Origin of the sequence: Hymenobacter sp. B81, from assembly GCF_044628455.1 — a bacterium.
Classification (GTDB): Bacteria; Bacteroidota; Bacteroidia; order Cytophagales; family Hymenobacteraceae; genus Solirubrum.
The window spans coordinates 245525-266874 of record NZ_JBIYZW010000002.1 but is presented as its reverse complement, the minus strand read 5'-3'; the positions used below and the strand labels follow the sequence as shown (position 1 = coordinate 266874).

The 21350-nt window shown below is 61.3% G+C and carries 18 protein-coding genes; 15 read left to right on the top strand and 3 right to left on the bottom strand.

The features are described 5' to 3' along the window. The first annotated feature begins 141 nt into the window (after nt 1–141). From ACE191_RS12225 to gldN, 5 genes are all read left to right on the top strand, one after another. On the top strand, nt 142–1128 hold the full coding sequence (locus ACE191_RS12225) for a PorP/SprF family type IX secretion system membrane protein (RefSeq protein WP_400192510.1): 987 nt from the start codon (nt 142–144) through the stop codon (nt 1126–1128). Nucleotides 1129–1363: 235 nt separating this feature from the next. Continuing rightward, nucleotides 1364–2380, top strand: coding sequence for an SUMF1/EgtB/PvdO family nonheme iron enzyme (locus ACE191_RS12220; protein ID WP_400192509.1), 1017 nt, complete (start codon nt 1364–1366; stop codon nt 2378–2380). Between the two features lie 64 nt (nt 2381–2444). After that, nucleotides 2445–3248 carry a gliding motility protein GldL gene (gldL, locus tag ACE191_RS12215; protein WP_400192508.1) on the top strand — a complete coding sequence of 268 codons (804 nt, stop codon included), beginning with the start codon at nt 2445–2447 and terminating at the stop codon, nt 3246–3248. Between the two features lie 62 nt (nt 3249–3310). Continuing rightward, nucleotides 3311–4903, top strand: coding sequence for a gliding motility protein GldM (gene gldM / locus ACE191_RS12210; protein ID WP_400192507.1), 1593 nt, complete (start codon nt 3311–3313; stop codon nt 4901–4903). A gap of 46 nt (nt 4904–4949) precedes the next feature. After that, the gene (gene gldN / locus ACE191_RS12205) at nt 4950–5846 is read left to right on the top strand and encodes a gliding motility protein GldN (protein ID WP_400192506.1); all 897 of its coding nucleotides are present in this window, start codon (nt 4950–4952) and stop codon (nt 5844–5846) included. Between the two features lie 114 nt (nt 5847–5960). On the opposite strand, the gene uvrC is transcribed toward gldN, so the two are convergent. The 3 genes from uvrC to ACE191_RS12190 all read right to left on the bottom strand — a co-directional run bounded on the left by uvrC (nt 5961) and on the right by ACE191_RS12190 (nt 13361). After that, nucleotides 5961–7778 (bottom strand): excinuclease ABC subunit UvrC, encoded by a 1818-nt coding sequence (gene uvrC / locus ACE191_RS12200; RefSeq protein WP_400192505.1) that lies wholly within the window; start codon nt 7776–7778, stop codon nt 5961–5963. 153 nt (nt 7779–7931) lie between these two features. Further along, nucleotides 7932–10271 (bottom strand): penicillin-binding protein 1A, encoded by a 2340-nt coding sequence (locus ACE191_RS12195; RefSeq protein WP_400192504.1) that lies wholly within the window; start codon nt 10269–10271, stop codon nt 7932–7934. A gap of 147 nt (nt 10272–10418) precedes the next feature. After that, nucleotides 10419–13361, bottom strand: coding sequence for a hypothetical protein (locus ACE191_RS12190; RefSeq protein WP_400192503.1), 2943 nt, complete (start codon nt 13359–13361; stop codon nt 10419–10421). A gap of 238 nt (nt 13362–13599) precedes the next feature. Between ACE191_RS12190 and ACE191_RS12185 the strand changes: the two genes are divergently transcribed. From ACE191_RS12185 to ACE191_RS12140, 10 genes are all read left to right on the top strand, one after another. Further along, on the top strand, nt 13600–13836 hold the full coding sequence (locus ACE191_RS12185) for an AtpZ/AtpI family protein (protein WP_400192502.1): 237 nt from the start codon (nt 13600–13602) through the stop codon (nt 13834–13836). Nucleotides 13837–13890: 54 nt separating this feature from the next. Further along, nucleotides 13891–14298: a hypothetical protein gene (locus ACE191_RS12180; protein ID WP_400192501.1), complete on the top strand. Its 408-nt coding sequence runs from the start codon at nt 13891–13893 to the stop codon at nt 14296–14298. Nucleotides 14299–14330: 32 nt separating this feature from the next. Beyond that, a complete protein-coding gene (gene atpB, locus ACE191_RS12175; RefSeq protein ID WP_400192500.1) occupies nt 14331–15416 on the top strand; it encodes a F0F1 ATP synthase subunit A in 1086 nt (361 codons plus the stop codon). Between the two features lie 65 nt (nt 15417–15481). Further along, nucleotides 15482–15742 carry an ATP synthase F0 subunit C gene (gene atpE, locus ACE191_RS12170; protein WP_111479763.1) on the top strand — a complete coding sequence of 87 codons (261 nt, stop codon included), beginning with the start codon at nt 15482–15484 and terminating at the stop codon, nt 15740–15742. A 153-nt stretch (nt 15743–15895) separates the two neighbouring features. Further along, nucleotides 15896–16387, top strand: coding sequence for a F0F1 ATP synthase subunit B (locus tag ACE191_RS12165; RefSeq protein WP_400192499.1), 492 nt, complete (start codon nt 15896–15898; stop codon nt 16385–16387). Nucleotides 16388–16472: 85 nt separating this feature from the next. After that, a complete protein-coding gene (atpH, locus tag ACE191_RS12160) occupies nt 16473–17033 on the top strand; it encodes an ATP synthase F1 subunit delta (RefSeq protein WP_400192498.1) in 561 nt (186 codons plus the stop codon). A 9-nt stretch (nt 17034–17042) separates the two neighbouring features. Beyond that, the gene (gene atpA / locus ACE191_RS12155; protein ID WP_400192497.1) at nt 17043–18626 is read left to right on the top strand and encodes a F0F1 ATP synthase subunit alpha; all 1584 of its coding nucleotides are present in this window, start codon (nt 17043–17045) and stop codon (nt 18624–18626) included. Nucleotides 18627–18730: 104 nt separating this feature from the next. Next, nucleotides 18731–19621, top strand: a complete 891-nt coding sequence (gene atpG, locus ACE191_RS12150; protein WP_400192496.1) for an ATP synthase F1 subunit gamma — start codon at nt 18731–18733, stop codon at nt 19619–19621. 221 nt (nt 19622–19842) lie between these two features. Next, nucleotides 19843–20367, top strand: a complete 525-nt coding sequence (locus tag ACE191_RS12145) for a hypothetical protein (RefSeq protein ID WP_400192495.1) — start codon at nt 19843–19845, stop codon at nt 20365–20367. Nucleotides 20368–20555: 188 nt separating this feature from the next. Beyond that, nucleotides 20556–20975 (top strand): hypothetical protein, encoded by a 420-nt coding sequence (locus ACE191_RS12140; RefSeq protein WP_400192494.1) that lies wholly within the window; start codon nt 20556–20558, stop codon nt 20973–20975. The last annotated feature ends 375 nt before the right edge of the window (nt 20976–21350 follow it).

The following is a 21350-nucleotide window of genomic DNA, read 5'->3' as shown; positions in this document are numbered from 1 at the left end:
CGCCTGATTGAAAAGGAGAAGCAAAGTAATTTGCTTCTCCTTTGTTTTTTAGGGGTCATTTGTTGCAGGACTAAAAATCTCTACATTTGAAAACACTTACGCTGACCACCCCAACGTAACGTACCAAACCACCCGCTTTCTATGAAGGGAACTCTACTAGCCACCCTGCTGCTCTCGGCCGCGGCCACTACGGCTTTGGCCCAGCAGCAACCTCAGTTCAGTCACTACGGCTTCAACGGCCAGTACCTGAACCCCGCTTTCGCTGGCATCAAAGGTCAAGGTGATGTCACCTCAATTGTGCGTAACCAATACTTTGGCTACGACGGCACTCTGGATTCGGGTGGCGACGAAAAAGTAGGGTTGCTTTCGGCTAACCTGCCCATTGCAGCCATCGGCGGCGGCATCGGCCTGACCATTTACCACGACATCATTGCCGAGCAAGGCGTCACCACCGGCGCTTTGTCTTATTCCAAGCACCTTAAGGTAGGCGAAGACGGCCGCCTAGGCTTGGGCATTCAGGGCGTGTTCCACAACGTGAACCACGGCACCTACCGCGCCGTCGACCCCAACGACCCCAACGTACCCCTGAACAGCTCCGACCGGAAGTTCGACGCCGGCATCGGCGTGTGGTACGAAACGCCGCGCTGGTACGCCGGCCTGAGCGTAAATAACCTGCTGCGCTCCGAGTTTCAGTTTCGCAGCGAAGCCGCCGGTAATCCCAAGTCGGCCCGCATGACTTTGGCCAACCACGGCTACCTGACCTTGGGTTACAACTTCGACCTGACCGATGCCATCGTGCTCACGCCGACGGCCATTGCCAAGGTGGTAGTGCCGGCCAAGTCGGGCTTCGGCATCGACAACAACTCGTTTGAGGTGGGCGCCCGCGCCACTGTCAACGACAAGTACTGGGGCGGCCTCGGGTTCCGCTACGGCGAATCGTTTACCGGCATGGCCGGCGTGGCCTTCGCCAAAGATAACGCCCTGCGTCTAGGATACGCATTCGACTTTATTGCATTTGACTCAGATGCCCGCGCTACGACCTCGCACGAAATCATGCTGTCGTACCGCCTGCCCAAGCCGGGCGCACCGGTGAAACCGGCCGTGCGTACTCCGCGCTACAGCTTCTAGTTATACCCGGCAGCGACTGTCTGTTTGATGTCCAATTCGCTGGCGGCCGACTTTTTCGGCCTCGTGAAATAACCCAACCCCATCGGGCGTTTATCCGGCGGTCTAACCGCTTCGTAGACAATCCGATGAGGTTGGGCGAAAGGCTTGCGTATGAAAGCCTTTGTCGCTAAATTTGCCAGCCGCAAAAATTGGAATCTTTGGGTACCGCCTCCTGTACTGTCACTTTCACCCTCACATGAACAAGTTTTTCGCTTTGCCCTTCGTTGCCAGTATGGCATTGTTGCTGGGCAGCTGCAGTTTCGGCAAAGGTCCCCAGGGCGACTTGGTGGGTGCCGAAGACCGCCCCGAGTTTAACCCGCAGGAAGTGCCCTTCGGCATGGTGCCCTGTCCCGGTGGCACGTTCCACATGGGTCAGACCGATGAGGACATTGCTGCCTCGATGGTGAACATGAACAAGCAGGTGACCATTGCCGGCTTCTACATGGACGAGACGGAAATCACCAACAACGAGTACCGGCAGTTCATGAACGCCATCCTGCAGGACTCGGTGGACGTGCTCGGCCAGGAATACATCATGACGGAGCTTTACCCCGACACCACGGTGTGGGTACGGGACTTTACCTACCACATGGGTGACCCGCTGATGGAGTACTACTACTCGCACCCGGCTTTCGATGACTACCCGGTGGTAGGCGTAGACTGGTTTGCGGCCAAGTACTTCTGCAACTGGCGCACCAAGAACAAGAACGCCGCTTCCGCTGAAGAAGGCCTGGCTGGCGTACCCGGCTTCCGCCTGCCCTCCGAGGCTGAGTGGGAATACGCCGCCCGCGGTGGCCGCGAATTGGCGACTTTCCCCTGGGGTGGTCCGTACCTGCGCAACTCAAAAGGTTGCATGCTGGCGAACTTTAAACCCGGCCGTGGTGATTATGCCTCAGATGGTTACGCTTACACCTCGCCGGTAGGGGCCTACTTCCCCAACGACTTTGGCCTGTACGACATGTCGGGCAACGTTTCGGAGTGGTGCGACGATGCTTACATGGAATCGTCGATGCCGGTAGTGTGGGACATGAACCCGACCAACCCCGACGACAACGAGCCGCGCAAAATGGTCCGCGGTGGTTCGTGGAAAGACATTGCCTACTTCCTTGAGACCGGCACGCGCAACTTCGAATACCAGGATTCGGCGCGTTCATACATTGGTTTCCGCTGCGCCATGATCCAGATTGGCATGGGTACCAACAACAGCCTGTAACCACCCCTTTGCTTTTTCTTCAGAAAACCTCCACACCCACCTCTTTCCAACTACTCAAGTAACAATGGCACACAAAGAGAATTTCCTGTACGATGTGCTGATGCCGAAAATCTACGGTATCGGTGCCGCAGTCGTTATCGTCGGGGCTCTGTTTAAAATTCAACACTGGCCGGGTGCCGACCTTATGTTGATTATTGGTCTGAGCACGGAGGCTGTTATCTTTTTCCTGAGCTCGTTCCAGCCCACTCCCAAGGATCCGGATTGGGCGCTGGTATACCCGCAGCTGGCCGAAGGCTACGACCCCTCGACCGGTGACAACTCGTTCGCCGCCGACAACTCGGGCAAGGGTCTGACCCGCAAGCTCGACGACATGCTGAAGGACGCCAACGTTACTCCGGACGCTATCAAGTCGCTGGGCGAAGGCCTGAACCGCCTGAGCACCACCACCGCTCAACTGGGTACCCTGGGCGATGCTACCAACGCTACCGACGAATACACTGCCAAAGTTCGCTCGGCTGCCAACTCGCTGGAGCGCATCAACGATGCCTACTCGAACACGGTAGAGGCCATCACGGCCATGTCGAACGCTACCTCGGATGCCCGTGAGTACCACCTGCAGGTGCAGAACGTGACCAAGAACCTGGGCGCCCTGAACGCAGTGTACGAAATGGAGCTGCAGGACGCTAACACGCACCTGAAGTCCATGAACAAGTTCTACGGCACGCTGAGCCAGGCCATGGAAAACCTGGTAACCGCTGGCAAAGACACCGAGCAGTTCAAGGACGAAGTAGCCAAACTGACGGTCAACCTGAACTCGCTGAACCGCGTGTACGGCAACATGCTGAACGCCATGCGCGCCACCAACTAATTGTTGGTCGGCACAGCTCCAAGGTCCCATCCACCCAAATAGACTTTTAGGAAAACAATACAATGGCGGGAGGTAAAGAAACACCGCGGCAAAAGATGATCGGCATGATGTACCTGGTACTGACTGCCCTTCTCGCGCTGCAAGTAAACTCCGCGATTCTGCTCAAATTCAAGTTCCTCGACGACAGCCTTTCCAACATCAACGAAAAGGTGGCGAAGGCCAACGACGGCTCGGTAAAGAGCATTCAGGCCCAGGTCGAGAAGAACCGCAACCAGCCCAAAGACGTGGCGGTGCTGAAGCAGAGCCAGGAAATCCGTGAGCGTACCAAGGCTATGGTAGCTTACCTGCAGGGAGTGCGGGAAAAGCTGCTCGTAGCTACCAATAACGGCAAAGCCGGTAAAGGCAAGAACGAGTTCGAGAACATGAGCATGGAGGACAAAGTGGCCATTACCATGCTCGGTGGCAAGCGCGACGGCGAAGCCTATAAGATGAAAGGCGAGTTGAACAAGTATTCGGACTACATCAAGCAGTTCGTTCCCAATGCTGCTCCGCTGGCTCTGGACGCTAAAGATGACGCCAGCATCCTTCAGAAAGACCAGAAGAACAAGAACTTCGCCGAGCTGAACTTCGAGAATACGCCGGTAGTAGCTGCTCTGGCCGTACTCTCGCAGAAGGAAGCTGAGGTGCTGAAGTACGAGTCGGACGCCCAGAGCGAGCTGTCGAAGAAAGTAGGTGCCGAAACCATCGTATTCGACAAAATCGGGGCTTTCGCCAGTGCCGAGTCGAACACGGTTGCCGCTGGTACCAAGTACAAGGCAGAGCTGTTCCTGACGGCTTCGGCTTCGGGCATGCGCCCCACGATGACCCTGAACGGTTCGCCGCTGCAGGTAACTCCTGATGGCAAAGGCAAAATCGAGTTCACCGCAACTCCGGGTGCCTTCGATGCCGCTGGCAACGCCAAAAAAACCTGGACTGGCACCATCCGCATCAAAAATAACGGCCGCGACACGACGTTTAAGGTAACCGTACCCTACGTTGTTTCGAAACCCGTTATGCAGATCCAATCGGCCTCGGTGCAGGCGCTGTACTTCAAGTGCGGCAACAAGCTGAACGTGCAGGTTCCCGCACTGGGTGCCCAGTACAAGCCGGGCTTCTCGGCCTCGGGTGCCCAGGTAATCCAGGGCAGTGCCGTGGGTGAAGTAACTCTGGTGCCGAATGCCCGTGAGGTGACCCTGAACGTGAGCAGCGGCGGCAACGCCATCGGCTCGCAGACCTTCCAGGTGCGTCCCATCCCCAAGCCCGACATCAAGTGCATCGTAGGGGGCCGCGAGGCCAACGAGAAGCAGGGTACGCCCATCACGGCCGTACGTAACCTGAGCCTCAAGGCTGTTGCCGACCAGGGCTTCGCCACCTTCCTGCCCGAAGATGCCCGCTACCGCGTGACGAGCTACGAAATCACGCTGGTACGCGGCAAGCGCCCGGCCATTCCCACGCGCACCATCAACGGTCCCGATGCCAACCTGAGCGACGTAGTAAACTCGGCCCGCGAAGGCGACCGTCTCTACATCGAAGTGAAGGAAGTGCGCCGCATGAACTTCCGCGGCGAACAGGAAGAGGTGCGCATGTCGAAGCAGTTCAACGTGCCGCTGATCTAAGCTTTTGTTTGAACCTACTGCCCGCTCTTTTTTCGCTTTACCTCACATGAATAAGTTCTTATCGTTCGCCGCGCTGGCTGCCGGTCTCACGCTGTCGGTTTCGGCCACGGCGCAGGAGCAGGCCACCACGGCCAGCAGCAACGGCTCGTACCGCCCAATTCCTTCCTCGGACATCATGTTCCGCAAAACCGTATGGCGCGCCATTGACCTGCGGGAAAAGCAGAACAAGCCCATGTTCTCGGAAGGCAAGGAAATCAGCCGCGTCATCATGGAGGCGGTGAAGCGGGGCGAACTGCAGGCCTACAAGAACGACTCGCTCACGTCGACCTACAACCCGCAGGAAGTTTCCGCCAACATGTCGTACGCCGAAGCCTCTGCGGGCCTGAGCGACGAAGAAAAGGCGGCGGGCTTCACGCAGGAAGATGCCGGCGACGACGGCTGGGGAGCCCCGGCTCCTAAAAAAGGCGATAAGAAGAAGAAGGCCGCGCCGGTCAAGAAAACCCCGCCGCCGCCCACTTCCTACGAGTACCGCTACAAAGACCTCTACCAGATGGAATTGAAGGAGGACATGATCTTTGACAAAAAGCGGTCGAGAATGTACCACGACATCAAGACCGTGACGCTGCTGGTGCCCTCTACGCTGAGCTCCAACACCTCGGGTATTGAAAAGCCGATTGGGACCTTCAAGTACTCGGACCTGGTGCGGGTATTCCGCGCCAACCCCGACAAAGCCATCTGGTTCAACCCCCAGAACGACGCCCAGCACAAGAACCTGGCTGACGCGTTTGAGTTGTGGCTGTTCAACTCCTACATCGTGAAAGTGTCGAACCCGAGCGACTCGCGCCTCGACGACATCTACGGTGGCCCTCAGCAGGGCGTGCTGGCTGCCTCGCAGGCCGCTGCCGACCTGATTGAGTACGAGTACAGCCTCTGGAGCTTCTAGGTCTGCGGACTGCTTAAGCTTCCACTGGAAAACATAAAAGCCCCGGCCATTGCGGCCGGGGCTTTTTGTTTTAACTCGGGCAGAAGCGGCGCCGAATCCAGAGTAATGCGGAGGCTAGGCGGTGGGCTCGGCGCCCTGCTCGGCGAAGTAGTTGAGCAGCACCCGGGCCTTGGCTTTGCCTACTTCGGCCACCAGTTCCTGCTCGCTCAGCTCCCGGATCTTCTTCACCGACTTAAACTTGCTCAGCAGCTTGTCGGCGGTTACGGGGCCCAGGCCTTTCACCTCGGTCAGCTCGGTTTTCAGGGTAGCCGCGTCGCGGCGGGAGCGGTGGAAGGTGATGCCGAAGCGGTGGGCCTCGTCTCGCATGCGCTGAATCAGGCGCAGCGTCTCGCTTTTCTTGTCGATGTAGAGCGGCAGCGGGTCGTTGGGTACGTAAATTTCCTCTAGGCGCTTGGCAATGCCGATGATGGGAATCTGCCCCCAGAGGCCCAGGTCGCGCAAGGCCTTCACGCCCATGCCCAGCTGGCCCTTGCCGCCGTCGACGATGATGAGCTGGGGCAGGGAGGCGCCTTCGTCGAGCAGGCGGCGGTAGCGGCGCGTCACGATTTCGTACATCGAGTCGAAGTCGTTGGGGCCGACTACCGTCTTGATGTGGAAGTGGCGGTAGTCCTTCTTGCTAGCCTTAGCATTGCGGAAGCACACCATGGCTGCCACCGGATTGTCACCCTGAAAGTTGGAGTTGTCGAAGCACTCGATGTGGCGCGGCAGCTCCTTCAGGTGCAGGTCCTTTTTCATGGTTTCCATGATGCGCACCTCGTTCACGTCCTTGCTCTTCTCGTTCATCGACTCCTTCTCCTTGCGCAGGTACAGCACGTTCTTGATGGAGAGGTTGAGCAGCTTGCGCTTGTCGCCGATTTCGGGCACGGCCACCTTCACGCCCGGCAGGGGCAGGGGCGGCAGCTCCACGTTCACCAGGATTTCGCGGGAGCTGCTCTCGAACTCCTGCCGCAGCTGCATCACCAGCACCGAGAGAATGTCGGCGTCCGTCTCGTCGAGCTTCTTCTGCACCTCCAGGCTCTGGGTCTGGATGATGGAGCCGTTCATCACCTTCAGGTAGTTGATGAATGCCGACTTCTCGTTGGAGGCAATGCTGAACACGTCGATGTCCGACAAGGCCGGGTTGACGATGGTGGACTTGGCCTGGAAGTCGTCGAGCTTGTCGAGCTTGAGCTTGAACTGGTGGGCCAGCTCGTACTGCTGGTCCTGGGCGGCCTGCATCATGCGCTCCTTGAAATAGGCCTTAGCCACGGTGAGGTTGCCCGAGAGGATGTTGCGGATTTGCTGAATGGAGGCGTTGTAGGTTTCCTCGTCGATTAAGTCCTGGCAGGGGCCCTTGCAGTTGCCAATGTGGTACTCCAGGCACACCTTATACTTGCCGGCGGCCACGTTTTCGGGGCTCAGGTTGTACGTACAGGTACGCAGCGGGTACAAGGCGCGGATCAGCTCCAGAATTACGTTCAGACCCGTGCCCGTGGCGTAGGGACCGTAGTAGCGCGAGCCGTCGTTAATTTTGTTGCGGGTGGGCAGCACGCGCGGAAAACGCTCGTTGGTGACGCAGATGTAGGGGTAGGTCTTGCCGTCCTTAAGCAGGATGTTGTACTTGGGCTGGTGCTGCTTGATGAGGTTGTTCTCGAGCAGAAAGGCATCCGACTCCGAGTCGACGATGGTAAACTCAATTCGGCGGATGTTTTTGACCAGTTGCTGGGTTTTGCGGTTGTGGTCCTGCTTGGTAAAGTAGCTGCTCACGCGCTTGCGCAGGTCAATGGCCTTGCCCACGTAGATGATGCGGCCCTCGTCGTCGAAATACTTGTAGATGCCCGGGCGGTGGGGCAGCTGGCGAATCTGGTCTTGCAGGTAATCTTGGGCGGCCATACGGGCGGGAAGGCGAAATGTCAGCAGCAAGTTAAACTGCCAAAACAACGGTGGGGTTGGGAGAATTCAACCGGGCGCAAAACGCGTGGTGCCACGACCGGGGAGGCCGTGGCACCACTGATAGCTGCCTGGGCAAGACTTATGGCCGGTTGGTTAGATGTCCTCGTCGTCGAGGTCCTGCATGTCCACCTGGTTGAGCTTCTGCTCGTAGGGAATGGTGTCGCGGGTGCCGCCGTAGTAGCGCGAGCAGTCGATTTCGATGCTCAGCGGCTGGGCCGGCTTGGGAAACTCGCCGGTGCTGATGCCAATTTCCTTGTTGTTCTTAATAACCTGCCGCATAAAGATGCCATAGATGGGCAGTGCCGAGCGGGAACCTTGGCCGTAGGCGCCGGTACGGAAGTGAATGCTGCGGTCTTCGCCGCCCACCCACGTGCCGCACACCAGGTCCGGCGTCATGCCCATAAACCAGGCGTCCGAGTAGTTGTTGGTGGTACCGGTTTTGGCCGCGATGGGAAAGTTGAACTTGAAGCCGCCGCGCAGAATGATGCTGGTGCCGCCCTTCTCCTCCACCGCGCCGCGCATCATGTGAGTCATCAGGTAGGCCGTTTCCTCGCTCAGCGCCTCCTTGGTCTGGGGCACGAACTCGCGCAGCACGTTGCCGTTCTTGTCCTCGATGCGCGTTACCATCATGGGAGAGGTCCACACGCCCTTGTTCACGAAGGTGCTGTAGGCCCCGGCCAGCTCGTAGATGCTCACGTCGCTGGAGCCAAAGCCCACGGCGGGCACCGCCTCAATGGGCGAGGTAATGCCCATGCGCTTGGCGTAGGCCACCACCGTCTCGGGGCCGAGCTTCTGTACCAGCCAGGCCGTGATGGAGTTCATGGAGCGGGCCAGCGCCTGGCGCAGGGTGAAGGTGCGGCCCGAGAACGAGCCCTCAAAATTGCGCGGGGTGTAGGCCGGGCGGCCGGCTTCGGCCGGGAAGGTCACGGCCACGTCGGGGCGCTGGTAGCAGGGCGAGTAGCCCTGGTCGATGGCGGCCACGTACACGAAGGGCTTGAAGGTGGAGCCGGGTTGGCGCTTACCCTGCTTCACGTGGTCGTACTTGATGTACTTGTAGTTGATGCCGCCCACCCAGGCCTTGATCTGGCCATTAAGCGGGTTCATGGCCATAAAGCCGGCGTGCAGCAGGCGCTTGTAGTAGGCCAGTGAGTCCATGGGCGACATGTTCACCTCTTTCTCGCCGCCCTGCCAGGTAAACACCTTCATCTTGTACTTCTTGTTCAGGTAGTACTTCACCGAGTCGGGCTGATCGGGGAAGCGGGCCTGCAGGCTGCGGTAGCGCTCGGTGCGCTTGATGGAGGTGCTCAGGAAGTTGGGAATGAGCTTGCCGTTTTCGTCGCGCCAGGGCTGCTGGCCTTTCCAGTGGGCGTCGAACCACTTCTGCTGCAGCTTCATGTGGTCGGCCACCGCGGTTTCGGCGTACTTCTGCAGGCGCGAGTCGATGGTGGTGTAAATCTTCAGACCATCGGCGTAAAGGTCGTGCTCGGTTTCGCGGGCCCACTCGCGCAGCACCTTGCTCACCTCGGTGCGGAAGTAGGGCGCAATGCCCTCGTTCTGGTTTTCGACTTTGTAGTCGAGCTTGATGGGCCGGGCCGCAGCTGTGGTGTAGGCCGCCTCGTCGATGTAGCCGTACTTGCGCATCTGGCTCAGCACCCAGTCGCGGCGGCGCTTGCTGCGCTCGGGGTTGCGCACCGGGTTAAACCACGACGGCCCGTTCACCACGCCCACCAGCAGCGCCGACTCTTCCAGCTCCAGGTCCTTGGGGCGCTTGTTGAAGAAGGTTTTGGCGGCGGTATGAATGCCGAAGGCGTTGGAGCCGAACTCGGCCGTGTTCAGGTACATGCGCAGAATCTCGCGCTTGGTGTAGTTACGCTCGAGGCGCACGGCCAGAATCCACTCCTTGGTTTTGGTGATGAGCATGCGCAGCCCCGGCACGTCGTTGAGGCGGCCGTCGTTGAGGTCCTCGCGGGTGCGGAACAGCATCTTGGCTACCTGCTGGGTGAGCGTGCTCGACCCGCGCCGCACCCGGCCCGACACCATGTAGTAGGGAATAGCGGCCATGCCCTTCAGGTCGATGCCCGAGTGGTCGACGAAGCGCACGTCCTCGGTGGCAATCAGCCCGTCGATGAGGCTCAGGGGCAGCTCTTCGTAGTCGACCGGGGTGCGGTTTTCGCGGAAGTACTTGCCCATCAGCGCCCCATCGGCCGAGTAGATTTCCGAGGCCAACTCGCTCTTGGGGTTTTCGAGCGTGCGCAGGTTGGGCATGCGCCCGAACAGATTCAGGAAGTTGATGCTGACGGCGAAGATGAACAGCAGCACGCCCACCACGCCCGCGCCGAACAGCAGCCAGAGCGTGCGCGTCAGGGCCGCAAAGCGTTCGGGACGGTTGGGTTTGGGGCGAAAAGCCGGCTTGGGCCGCGAAACGGTAGGCATGGGGAAGGATAAAAGCGGGAATTGCCAGCGCGAAATTAGCCCATAATCAGCAGTGGGGCTGAGCGAAGCGCACGGCACTTCCCGGCCCGGCGGGGGTCTGAGCAACCGCCGGGCCGGAAACCTTGCTGAACCGGACCGGAAACTCCCTTACCGGTAGGTTTGCTGAAAAAACTGCAGGTATTCTTCCAGATTGCCACGCTGCATCAGCACGGGCAGGTTCTCTATCCCAATCAGAAAGGATTGGTAACCCGCGTTGCGCAGCTTCATCAACGGACCCTGCGGGCCGCGCAGCTTCAGGGCGTAGTTCTGGGCCACTTTGCTACCAGCCAGGGGTTGCACCACCAGGAGGGTGTTTTCGCCCACCGTTTGCGGCTGAATCTGCAGGTTGCTGGTTTTGAAGAAGCGGTTGTTATAGGCCGCCAGCTGGGCTGGCAGGTCTTTGAAGGCCGTGTTGCTGCTGGGGAAGGAAATGACCACCGCCTGCGCCGCGTTCAGGTCGGCCTTGTAGGGCGAGGCGGGCGCTGCCGGAGCTGGCCCGGCCGAACCCGCCGGTGGCGTGACTTCGGGCGTGCTGGGCGCAGTCGGCTCCGCTTGGGTTGGGGCTACCAGTTTGTCATCGGCTTTACCCACCGGCTGGACCGCCGCCGGGGCCGTCTTCGCGTCGGGCTTGGTGGCTTCGGACTTCGGAGCAACTTTCGGTGCCTCGGGCTTCGGGGCAACCGGCGTGGCGGGCGACTCGTCTTCGGCGTACAGAATGCGCACGCGGTTGTCGACCTCACCGGGGCGGAAAAACGACACCCGCGGCTTCTCCGTCGAGGCTAGGGCCCCAGCCAGCTGCCCGGCTTCGTACTTGGTGTAGGCTTCGAGGTAGTCGCGCGCCTTGGCTACCAGCGGGCTTTCGGGGTATTTCTTGGCGAAGGCGTCGACGGCCGGCTTGTGGGCCGTGGGCGGCTGGGTGCGCAGAGTCAGGAGCACCTGCAGGTACTCGGCGCGGTCGTTTAGGTCGGTTTCGGGGTACTGCTTGCGGGCCTGGGCCACGGCGGCAGTAGCTTTCTTGAACTCCTGCTTTTTGTAGAGCGCGAAGGCCGAGTCGAGGGCGGCGCTCATGCGCTCGTTGGCCACCGAGGTGCGGCGCAGGTACTCGGGGTCGGCCACGAGGCGGGCGTAGGAGGAGTTGGGGAACTGCTCGCGCAGCTTCTGGGCGTACTGCTCGGCGCGAGCCGGCTCGGGAATGGCTTTGTTTACGAGGTAGGCGCTGTAGTACACCTCGGGCAGGCGCTTGCTGCGCGGGAAGCGGCCCACAAACTGCTCGTAGGTTTCGGCCGAGCGCGGCAGCTCCTTCAGCTGCTGGTTGTAGATGGCGGCCAGCTTGTACATAGCTTCCTCCACCTGGGCCTCAGCCTGCTGCTGCTGCTCGGTGCTGAAGGGCAGTTGCTGGCGGTACTGGGCTACCAGGCCGGCACGCTGGGCCGTGGGTTCGGCCTGCTGGGCCTCGGCCGGCGGGTTCACGTTGCTGTCGGCACTGCCGCCCACGGCTACGGGTGCCCCGCCCCCGATGGGAGTCTGGGTGGCCAGGCTGCTCAGGCGCCAGTTGTCGGTCAGCGGCCGGTCGCCCCAGCGGCGCTGGAAGTCGGCGCGGGCCGTGCCCAGGGCGGTGGGGTTGTCGAAGTACCACTGCGCCCCGGTCGAGGAGTTGGCGAAGGCCAGCGGGTCGAGGTTGGGGTTGCCGGCCCGGCCCGGGTCGAGGCCGGTAGCGGTTTGGTTGGCGGCGCGGGCGGCCAGCAAAGCCTGGCGGTCGGCCTCGCGCTGGCGGTTGGCCAGCTCGGCGTCGGCCAGGGCCAGCAGGCGGGTGCGCAGCGCGGCCGTGTCGAGGCGGGCCAGGGTCAGCAGGCTGTCCTGGGTTTCGATGGTGGTAAGCTGCTGGGCAAAGTCGCGCAGGATGTCGCGGCGCTCGGCCGTGGCGGCAAACTCGGGCGACTCGCGGGGCAGGCTCTGGGTGGTGCTGTCGTAGTAGGCCGCGGCCAGGCGGTACTTCTGCAGGTTCTCGTAGTAGATGCGGCCGGCCAGCAGGTAGGAGTAGGCCCGCTGCGCCCGGTTCTGCGTGTTGGCGCGTACCGACTGGTTGAGCAGCCCCAGGGCCTGGTCGTAGCGCTGCTGGCGGTATTCCAGCCGGGCCATTTCGTAGTAGATCTTGTCGCGGTACTCCCGGTTGTTGGGCGACTTGAGCAGCTTGGCGAAGTACTTATCCAGGCGGGCACGGTCGGTCTGGTTCAGGTCCGACACCTGGCCCAGCATCAGCTTGGAGAAGAAATCCAGCTCGTAAGGTGGGTTACGCTTCAGAATCTGGTTGAGCTGGGCGTAGGCTTCCTTGTCCTGGCCCTGGTTCTGGTAAAGCTGGGCCAGCACGTAGCGCGTGCGGGAGCGTTCGTCCTTCTGCGGAATGTAGGGAATGGCCTTGTTCAGGTTTTCGATGGCCAGCTTCTCGTCGCCCTGCCAGATGTAGTACTGGGCGCGGGTCAGAAACAGCTCCCGGGCGTTGCGCTCGGTGCCCTGCTCCTTGTCGAGCAGGCCCGACACGTAGGCCGCGTTGTCCCACTCCTGGGTGGCCATGTAAGTGCGCATCAGCCAGATCAGCGCCTCGTGCTTGGCGTTGGGCTCGGTGCTGATGGTGTTGACGTACTTAAAGGTCTTGGTGGCTTCCTCGAACTCGCGGCGGTAGAAGCGGGTCTTGCCGATCAGGATGTAGGCGTCGTCGGTATAATCGCTGCCGGGGCGGCGCTGAATGGGCAGCGAAGCCTTTTTCACCACCTCGTCGAGGTCGGCCGTAAGCGTGGTGGCCTTCACCGAGTCGACCACCGGCAGCAGCGGCAGGGTGTGGTTGTAGTCGTTGGGGCGCTCCTTATATAAGTTGGCTTCCACGGCCCGCATTTTCTCGCGGGCCAGGAAGTAGCCGTTGTCGCGGGCTACGATGTTCTGATAGGTGCGCGCTACCACGTTGTGGCGCTCGGCCGAGCAGCCGGCCAGCAGCGCCGCCACGGCCACGAGCAGGCCGCCAAAGGGTAACAAAGCAATACGCGAGGGATGCGCCACGGGCAGCAGGCGGGTGGAGTGGAAGGTAGACGTGCGGGGAAAACGCTGCCGGGCAGCCCTTTCGTTCAGCGCCAGATTCGGCGGGTCGGTGACCCGCTACAACGCCGCAAATCAGCTTAAAGTACGTGAATTTTGCCCGCCCCACCCGGCCCGGCCCGCAACGCGCCTCAGAATGTGCGGTTTCCGGCCCGAAGTCCGGCCGCCGCGGCGTACCTTTGTCGCCCCTCACCGAAGCTGCATGGCTGAACCCTCGTTGCCTACCCCGCCCGACTCCGAGCAGAAGCGCTCCAGCCAGCTGGCCCGCTACTCCGGCGTGGGCGTGCAGATGCTGGTCGTCATTGGCCTGAGCACCTGGCTGGGCACGTGGCTCGACGGCAAGTACGGCTGGAGCCCCTGGGCCACGGTGGTACTGGCGCTGCTGGGCGTGTTCATTGCCATGTACCAGATCATCCGCGCCGCGGCCAACGACAAGTAAACCCTCATTTTTTGCCGGACTGGGCCGCGAGGCACCGCCGGATTTTGTTTCGCCTTGACCCGCTTTCTCCGCAACCTGCTGCTCTTTTCGGTCCTCGTAGGGGCCCTGCTGTATTTCCTGCGGATGCAGTTCGGCGAAGCGGTGGTGCACCCCTGGGCCGACTGGCTGCTGCTGTTCTACGTGGGCCTGACCGCGCTGACCTTCTGGCTGACCTGGCGGGCCTACCAGCGCGACCCGGAATCCTTGCTCACGGCCTGGTTCAGCACCACGGCCCTGCGGCTTGTACTGGCCCTAGTCGTGGTTGTAACCTACTTAGTGCGCGGCGGCGCCCAAGCCGGACATAGTACTTGGACATTTTTGGGCCTGTTCTTCGCCTTGTATTTCCTCTATACCGGGTTTGAAGTCTGGAATGTCGTGACTAACTTGCGCCCGTTTTCAAAACCGGGCTCCGAGCAGGCGTAACCCTGCGCCAATCTGACCTTAAATCAATCTGAATGAAGCGGTTACTGCTCTTTTTCTTCTGCATTCTGACGTTGCCGGTTTTTGCTCAAGAGCATCCGACCGAGGTTTCAACCACCGCCGACACGCAGGTAGAAGCCACCGAAGAGGGCAAGTTCAACGCGGGTGAAATGATTCTGCACCACGTGGGCGACTCCCACGAATGGCACTTCACTACGATTGGGCACACCCACGTAACCCTGCCGCTGCCCATTATCGCCTACCAGCCCGGCAAAGGCCTGTCGGTGTTCTCGTCGAGCCGCTTCGGCCACGAGTTCAAGGACAGCTACAACGGCCTGAAGCTGGAGCACGAGCACCTGGTAGCCGAAGACGGCAGCCCGGTGTACGATTTCTCCATCACCAAGAACGTGGCCTCGCTGCTGCTGAGCGTGGTGATTCTGCTGCTGGTATTCACCGCCGTAGCCCGCGGCTACAAGAAAAACCACGGCCGGGCGCCCCGCGGCATTCAGTCGTTCTTCGAGCCCATCATCATCTTCGTGCGCGACGAAATCGGCAAGAAGGCCATTGGTCCCAAGTACGAGCGGTACCTGCCCTACCTGCTGACCATCTTCTTCTTTATCTGGTTCAACAACCTGCTGGGCTTGCTGCCCGGCGCGGCCAACCTCACCGGTAACATCGCCGTTACCTTCCTCTTTGCCTTCCTGACGCTGCTCATCACCACGTTCAGCTCCAACAAGTACTACTGGTCGCACATTTTCTGGACGCCCGGTGTTCCGCTGTGGCTGCGCCCCATCATGATTCCGGTGGAGCTGATCGGCGTGATTTCCAAGCCGTTCTCCCTGATGGTCCGACTCTTCGCCAACATCACGGCCGGTCACATCATCATCCTGAGCTTTATCTCGCTCATCTTCATCTTCAACACGGTGGCCATTTCGCCGCTGTCCCTGGCCTTCGGCCTGTTCATCAGCTGCCTCGAACTGCTGGTAGCCGCCCTGCAGGCCTACATCTTCACCCTGCTCACCGCCATGTACATCGGCGGCGCGGTGGAAGAGCACCACGACCACGACTACGGCATTGGCGGCGACGACGCCAACGCCCCGGCTCACGGTCACGGCCACTAGGCCTCCCTACTTTCGCTTTCTTTTTCTTCTGACTCTTTTCCTTTCACTCCCCAAACTTCTGTTTTATGCTTCTCACTCTGTTGCTGCAGGTCGTTAATGCTGTTGGTCTGGCCGTTATGGGTGCCGGTATCGGTGCCGGTCTGGCCATCCTGGGTGCCGGTCTGGGTATCGGCCGCATTGGCGGCAGCGCCATGGAGGCTATTGGCCGCCAGCCCGAAGCTTCGGGTAAAATCCAGACGGCTATGCTGATTGTTGCGGCCCTCGTTGAAGGTGCTGCTCTGTTCGCAGTCGTAGTCTGCCTGCTGATTGCCCTGAAACTGCAGTAGTAGTGCGCATAGCCCGGCGCCCGTTTTCCACTGGGGAAACGGGCGCCTTGGGTTCGTGCGGCCTGCTATTGTCCCCCGGGTTGTAACGGCTTGCCTCGCTGAACATGGTTTCGGTGCGGAGCCTATTTCTCATCTAGCCTTTGCTAAGCGCCCATGCTTACCAACCCTAGTTTCGGCTTGCTGTTCTGGCAGCTCGCCATTTTTGTAATTCTGCTGCTCATCCTGCGCGCTTTCGCCTGGAAGCCGATTCTGGCCTCCCTGCGCGAGCGGGAAGACAGCATCGAAGGTGCGCTGCGCCAGGCCGACCAGGCCAAGCTCGAAATGCAGGCCCTCAAGGCCGGCAACGAAAAGCTTATCGCCGAAGCCCGCCAGGAGCGCGACCGGATGCTGAAGGAAGCCAACGACATGAGCAACCAGCTTATCGAGACGGCCAAGCAGAAAGCCACCGACGAAGGCGCCCGCATGATCATGCAGGCCCGCGAAGCCATCCAAAACGAAAAGATGGCCGCGCTGGCGGAAGTGAAAAACACGGCCGCCCAACTGTCGATTGACATTGCCGAGCGCATCCTGCGCCGCGAACTGTCGGACTCGGGTGCCCAAAAGCAGCTCGTGAACGACTACCTGCAAGAGGTAAAACTGAATTAGTCGCAGGTCTTAGGTAGTAGGGCTTAGGTCTTAGTACCTGATGGTCGTCCCAAGCCCTAAGACCTAACCCCTAAGCCCTAACCCAATGTCTGAACAAAGAGTCGCCGCCCGCTACGCCAAGTCCCTGCTGGATTTGGCTCAGGAGCAGGGTACGCTGGACGCGGTGCAGCAGGACATGGAACTGTTCGGCCAAACGCTGGACGGCAGCCGCGACCTGCGCCTGGCCCTGCGCAACCCCATTGTGCAGCACGACAAGAAGCTGAACATCCTGCGGCGGCTGTTCGAAGGCAAGGTGTCGGACCTCACCATGAAGTTCTTCACCATCATCACGCAGAAGAACCGCGAAACGGCGCTGGAATTCATTGCCAGCGAGTTTCAGACGCAGTTCAACGTGCTGCGCAAAATCCAGACTGCCGACGTGACCACGGCCGAGCCGCTCACGCCGGAACTGCGCGAGCAGGTTCAGCGTCTGGTGCAAGAACAAACCGGAGGCGGAACCGTCGAGCTGCGCGAGCACGTCGACGCCAGCCTCATCGGTGGTATCGTTCTGCGTCTGGGCGACCGGCAGATCGACGACTCGGTCCGCACGCGCCTCAACCGCCTGCGCACCACCTTCAAACAGAACCCCTACCAAGCCCAACTATAAGTCAGCGTCATGGCAGAAGTACGTCCGGATGAAGTATCCGCCATTCTGCGGGAGCAGTTGTCCAATTTCAAGACCGAAGCCGAACTCGAAGAAGTCGGTACGGTGCTGCAGGTTGGCGACGGGGTAGCCCGCATTTACGGCCTCTCGAAGGCCCAATCGGGCGAGCTGCTCGAGTTTGAAAACGGCCTGCGCGCCCTGGTGCTCAACCTGGAAGAAGACAACGTAGGTGCCGTAATGCTCGGCGACTACTCCGAAATCCGGGAAGGCGCCACCGTGCGTCGCACCAAGAAAATTGCCTCGATTCAGGTGGGCGAAGGCATCGTGGGCCGCGTGGTCAACACGCTGGGTCAGCCCATCGACGGGCGCGGCCCCATTGCCGGCGAGCTGTACGAGATGCCCCTGGAGCGCAAAGCCCCGGGTGTAATCTACCGTCAGCCGGTAAACGAGCCCCTGCAAACCGGCATCAAGGCTATCGACGCCATGATTCCGATCGGTCGGGGTCAGCGCGAGCTGATCATCGGTGACCGTCAGACCGGCAAGTCGACCGTAGCCATCGACACCATCCTGAACCAGCGCGAGTTCTTTGAGCGCGGCGAGCCGGTATTCTGCATCTACGTAGCCGTGGGTCAGAAAGCCTCCACGGTTGCCCAGGTGGTAAACTCGCTGCAGCGCGGCGGGGCCATGGACTACACCGTGGTAGTGGCCGCTTCGGCTTCCGACCCGGCTCCCATGCAGTTCTTCGCGCCCTTCACGGGTGCCGCCATCGGCGAGTTCTTCCGCGACACGGGCCGTCCGGCCCTGGTGGTGTACGATGACTTGTCGAAGCAGGCCGTAGCCTACCGCGAGGTGTCGCTGCTGCTGCGCCGCCCCCCGGGCCGCGAGGCATACCCCGGCGACGTATTCTACCTGCACAGCCGCTTGCTCGAGCGCGCCGCCAAGATCAACGCTTCCGACGAAATCGCGCGGAACATGAACGATCTGCCCGACAGCATCAAGCACCTGGTGAAAGGCGGTGGTTCGCTGACGGCTCTGCCGCTGATCGAAACCCAGGCCGGTGACGTTTCGGCGTACATCCCGACCAACGTAATTTCGATTACCGACGGCCAGATCTTCCTCGAGACCAACCTGTTCAACTCGGGTATCCGTCCCGCCATCAACGTGGGTATCTCGGTAAGCCGCGTAGGCGGTAACGCCCAGATCAAGTCGATGAAGAAAGTGGCCGGTACGCTGAAGCTGGACCAGGCTCAGTTCCGCGAACTGGAGGCCTTCGCCAAGTTTGGCTCCGACCTCGACGCCTCGACCAAGCTCACCATCGAGCGCGGCCGTCGCAACCTCGAAATCCTGAAGCAGCCCCAGTTTTCGCCCCAGAAGGTCGAAGATCAGGTGGCCATCATCTACGCCGCTACCAACGGCCTGCTCGACCAAGTGCCGGTAAACCGCGTGCGCGAGTTCGAGCGCGAGTTCACCCAGGTAATGAACACCCGTCACGCCGACGTGCTGGCTGGCCTGAAGGCTGGTAAGCTCGACGACACCATCACGGGCACCATCCGCCAGGTGACCAAGGACCTGTCGGCCTCGTACGCGGCGAAGTAATCTATTAGGTGTCAGTTGTCAGTTGTTGGTTGTCAGTGTAGGCGTGGCGTTGCTGCTCTACACGCACTGACAACTGACAACTGGCAACTGACAACCCATTTCATATGGCTAGCTTAAAAGAAGTTCGCAACCGCATCGTGTCGGTGACCTCGACGCAGCAAATCACCAAAGCCATGAAGATGGTGGCGGCGGCCAAGCTGCGCCGGGCTCAGGACAACATCCTGCGCATGCGGCCCTACGCCCAGCGGCTCAACAGCATCCTGACCAACCTCTCGCAGGGCGCCGGGGCCGATGTAACCGGCGTGTACGGCCAGCAGCGCGAGGTGCGCCGGGTACTCATCATTGCCATTACCTCGGACCGCGGCCTGGCCGGTGCTTTCAACAGCAACGTGTTCAAGGGCGTCAACCAGCTGATTCAGGAGCGCTACCAGGCGCAGGCGGCCGCCGGCGGCGTGAGCTTCATGGCCATCGGCCGCAAGGCCCACGACTACTACGGCCGCCGCGGCGCCCTGGTGGGCAACTACACCCAGGTGTTCAGCCAGCTCTCCTTCGACACGGTGCGCGTAGCCGCCGAGCAGGCCATGGACGGCTTCCGCGCCGGCGAGTACGACCAGGTGGTCATCGTGTACAACGAGTTCAAGAACGTTGCTACCCAGATCATCCGCGCCGAGCAGCTGCTGCCCATTCTGCCCGCCGAGGCGCCGGTAACGGCTGGCACTACCTCGAATGTGGACTACATCTTCGAGCCCTCGAAGGAGGAAATCGTGCAGAGCCTGATTCCGACCTCGCTGAAGGTGCAGCTCTACAAGGCCGTGCTGGAAAGCAACGCCTCGGAGCACGGCGCCCGCATGACGGCCATGGACAAAGCCACCGACAACGCCGGGGAGCTGCTCAAGTCGCTCAAGCTGACGTACAACCGCACCCGCCAGGCGGCCATTACCACCGAGATTCTCGAAATCGTGGGTGGGGCCGAGGCCCTGGCCGCCGGTCGGTAACCCGCCCGCTTAATCCTTGCCAAACGGCCCGCTTCCTGCACAGGAGGCGGGCCGTTTGCTTTACCCGGCTGCGGGTGTTAGTCGGCCATTGAAGGTCGTAAAGACGCGATGGGTCGCGTCTCTACGACGTTTGACCGCAGGCTACTGACAGTCGATAAGCTTGTTACAGATTTTGGTGTTACACTTATAGCTGTAACACCAAAATCTGTAACAAGCCCCTCGTGTCTTCGGCTGCTACCGACTTGCTCCCCGCGCTGCGGCGCTACCTGGCCATTGGGCAAGGGCCCTTCAGCGAGGTACTCGGCGTGAGTCGTGTGCAGCTCAACCAGGCCGAGCGAGGCGTGCGGCCCCTGCCCGTGGCGGGGCGGCTGCGGCTGGCCGCCGTGCTGGCCGCGCTGCCGCCCGCCGTGCTGACGGCCCTGGCCCTGGGTACCGAGCCACCCACCCCGCCCGCGCCCGCGCCGGCTCCCGCGCCCGGCCCGCTGGCGGTTCGCGCCCAGCAGCTGCGCCGCGAGCTGCACCGCCTCGACGCCGAGCTGGCCGCCCGCCGCGAGGCCGCCCGCCGCGGTCGGGCTCGCCTGGCCCTGCTCCAGACCCCGGCGGCCCCCGACCTGCTGGGCCCCGGCGCCCGGCTGCTGCGGCTGGAAGCCAGCCAGTGGACCGATGCCGAGGCCCAGGCCGTGCTGCGCCTGCTGGAAGCCCGCCGCGCCGGGTTGCTCCACGAGCTGAGCCTGCTGGAAGCCTAGTCGTTTTGCCCCATACTGCCGCTCCGGCGGCAGCTGCGCGCCTCATCACGCCGCTTTTTTTTTCGTGCCCCGGGCATTGCATAATTACCGGGAATAAGTATAATTTAACCACCACAACGGCCGGCCACCGCGGAGCCGACGCCCTAGGCAGCTACCGTATTTCTTGTACCCTTTTTTCTACCAACTGTATGCCTACCTACTCCATTCCCCTGCTCACCACGCCCGCTGCCTGCGACGAGGTGCTCACCCCGGCCCGCCGCGCCCAGGCGCTGCTGCAACACCGGGCCGTTAACCTGACGTTTGATGGTTCCCAGGCCGAAGGCCGCGCTGCCCTGGCCCAGGCCGAGCTGCTGGGGGTAGCTGCCGAGCTGGCCGCTGCCAACACCGTACTGGCTGCCCTGCCCACCGGGCCCTCTACCAAGCGCACCCAGTACGAGATAAAAAAGGAGCAGCTCGAAGCCAAGCAGCGCCTGCTGCAGGGCCACTCCGGCAACACGGCCCTGCTGCTCGACCGGGAGCTGGACCAGGCCCGCAACGCCGCCGAGCTGGCCGAGGTAACGGCCTTCATCGTGGCCGTGGAAGCCCACCGCGCCACCCTGCCCGGCTAGGCCGCCCGGCTCCGGCCGGGGCTGCGTCGGCAGCGGCAGTCGGGGCCGGGCAGGCGAAGGGGAGAAGCACTTTCCCGCGTCTTCGGCCCAGCTACTTTCATGGCCCGCTTCCTGCAACGGAGGCGGGCCTTTTTGCGGGCTTCCTACAGCCGCAGGTACTGCCGCCGGGAGGCGTTCAACCCGGGCAGCCCGCACCCACACCGCGGAGAAATAGCAGGGCTGGCTCGCTTTGGTAGGACCGGTGGATGCAAAGGCGGCCTTATACGGGCGGGTAGCCAATTGGGTTTGCGCGAATGGAGGCTAAATGGGCTTTGTTCGAAAAAAAGTCCAAGCGAAATCAAGGTAATGTGAGCTAAGCAGCCGAATTTTGTAGGC

What these genes read in the sequence shown, in the direction of transcription:
- ACE191_RS12225 (WP_400192510.1), top strand. Translation starts at nt 142, where the DNA reads ATGAAGGGAACTCTACTAGCCACCCTGCTGCTCTCGGCCGCGGCCACT.
- ACE191_RS12220 (WP_400192509.1), top strand. Translation starts at nt 1,364, where the DNA reads ATGAACAAGTTTTTCGCTTTGCCCTTCGTTGCCAGTATGGCATTGTTG.
- gldL (WP_400192508.1), top strand. Translation starts at nt 2,445, where the DNA reads ATGGCACACAAAGAGAATTTCCTGTACGATGTGCTGATGCCGAAAATC.
- gldM (WP_400192507.1), top strand. Translation starts at nt 3,311, where the DNA reads ATGGCGGGAGGTAAAGAAACACCGCGGCAAAAGATGATCGGCATGATG.
- gldN (WP_400192506.1), top strand. Translation starts at nt 4,950, where the DNA reads ATGAATAAGTTCTTATCGTTCGCCGCGCTGGCTGCCGGTCTCACGCTG.
- uvrC (WP_400192505.1), bottom strand. Translation starts at nt 7,778, where the DNA reads ATGGCCGCCCAAGATTACCTGCAAGACCAGATTCGCCAGCTGCCCCAC.
- ACE191_RS12195 (WP_400192504.1), bottom strand. Translation starts at nt 10,271, where the DNA reads ATGCCTACCGTTTCGCGGCCCAAGCCGGCTTTTCGCCCCAAACCCAAC.
- ACE191_RS12185 (WP_400192502.1), top strand. Translation starts at nt 13,600, where the DNA reads ATGGCTGAACCCTCGTTGCCTACCCCGCCCGACTCCGAGCAGAAGCGC.
- atpB (WP_400192500.1), top strand. Translation starts at nt 14,331, where the DNA reads ATGAAGCGGTTACTGCTCTTTTTCTTCTGCATTCTGACGTTGCCGGTT.
- atpE (WP_111479763.1), top strand. Translation starts at nt 15,482, where the DNA reads ATGCTTCTCACTCTGTTGCTGCAGGTCGTTAATGCTGTTGGTCTGGCC.
- ACE191_RS12165 (WP_400192499.1), top strand. Translation starts at nt 15,896, where the DNA reads ATGCTTACCAACCCTAGTTTCGGCTTGCTGTTCTGGCAGCTCGCCATT.
- atpH (WP_400192498.1), top strand. Translation starts at nt 16,473, where the DNA reads ATGTCTGAACAAAGAGTCGCCGCCCGCTACGCCAAGTCCCTGCTGGAT.
- atpA (WP_400192497.1), top strand. Translation starts at nt 17,043, where the DNA reads ATGGCAGAAGTACGTCCGGATGAAGTATCCGCCATTCTGCGGGAGCAG.
- atpG (WP_400192496.1), top strand. Translation starts at nt 18,731, where the DNA reads ATGGCTAGCTTAAAAGAAGTTCGCAACCGCATCGTGTCGGTGACCTCG.
- ACE191_RS12140 (WP_400192494.1), top strand. Translation starts at nt 20,556, where the DNA reads ATGCCTACCTACTCCATTCCCCTGCTCACCACGCCCGCTGCCTGCGAC.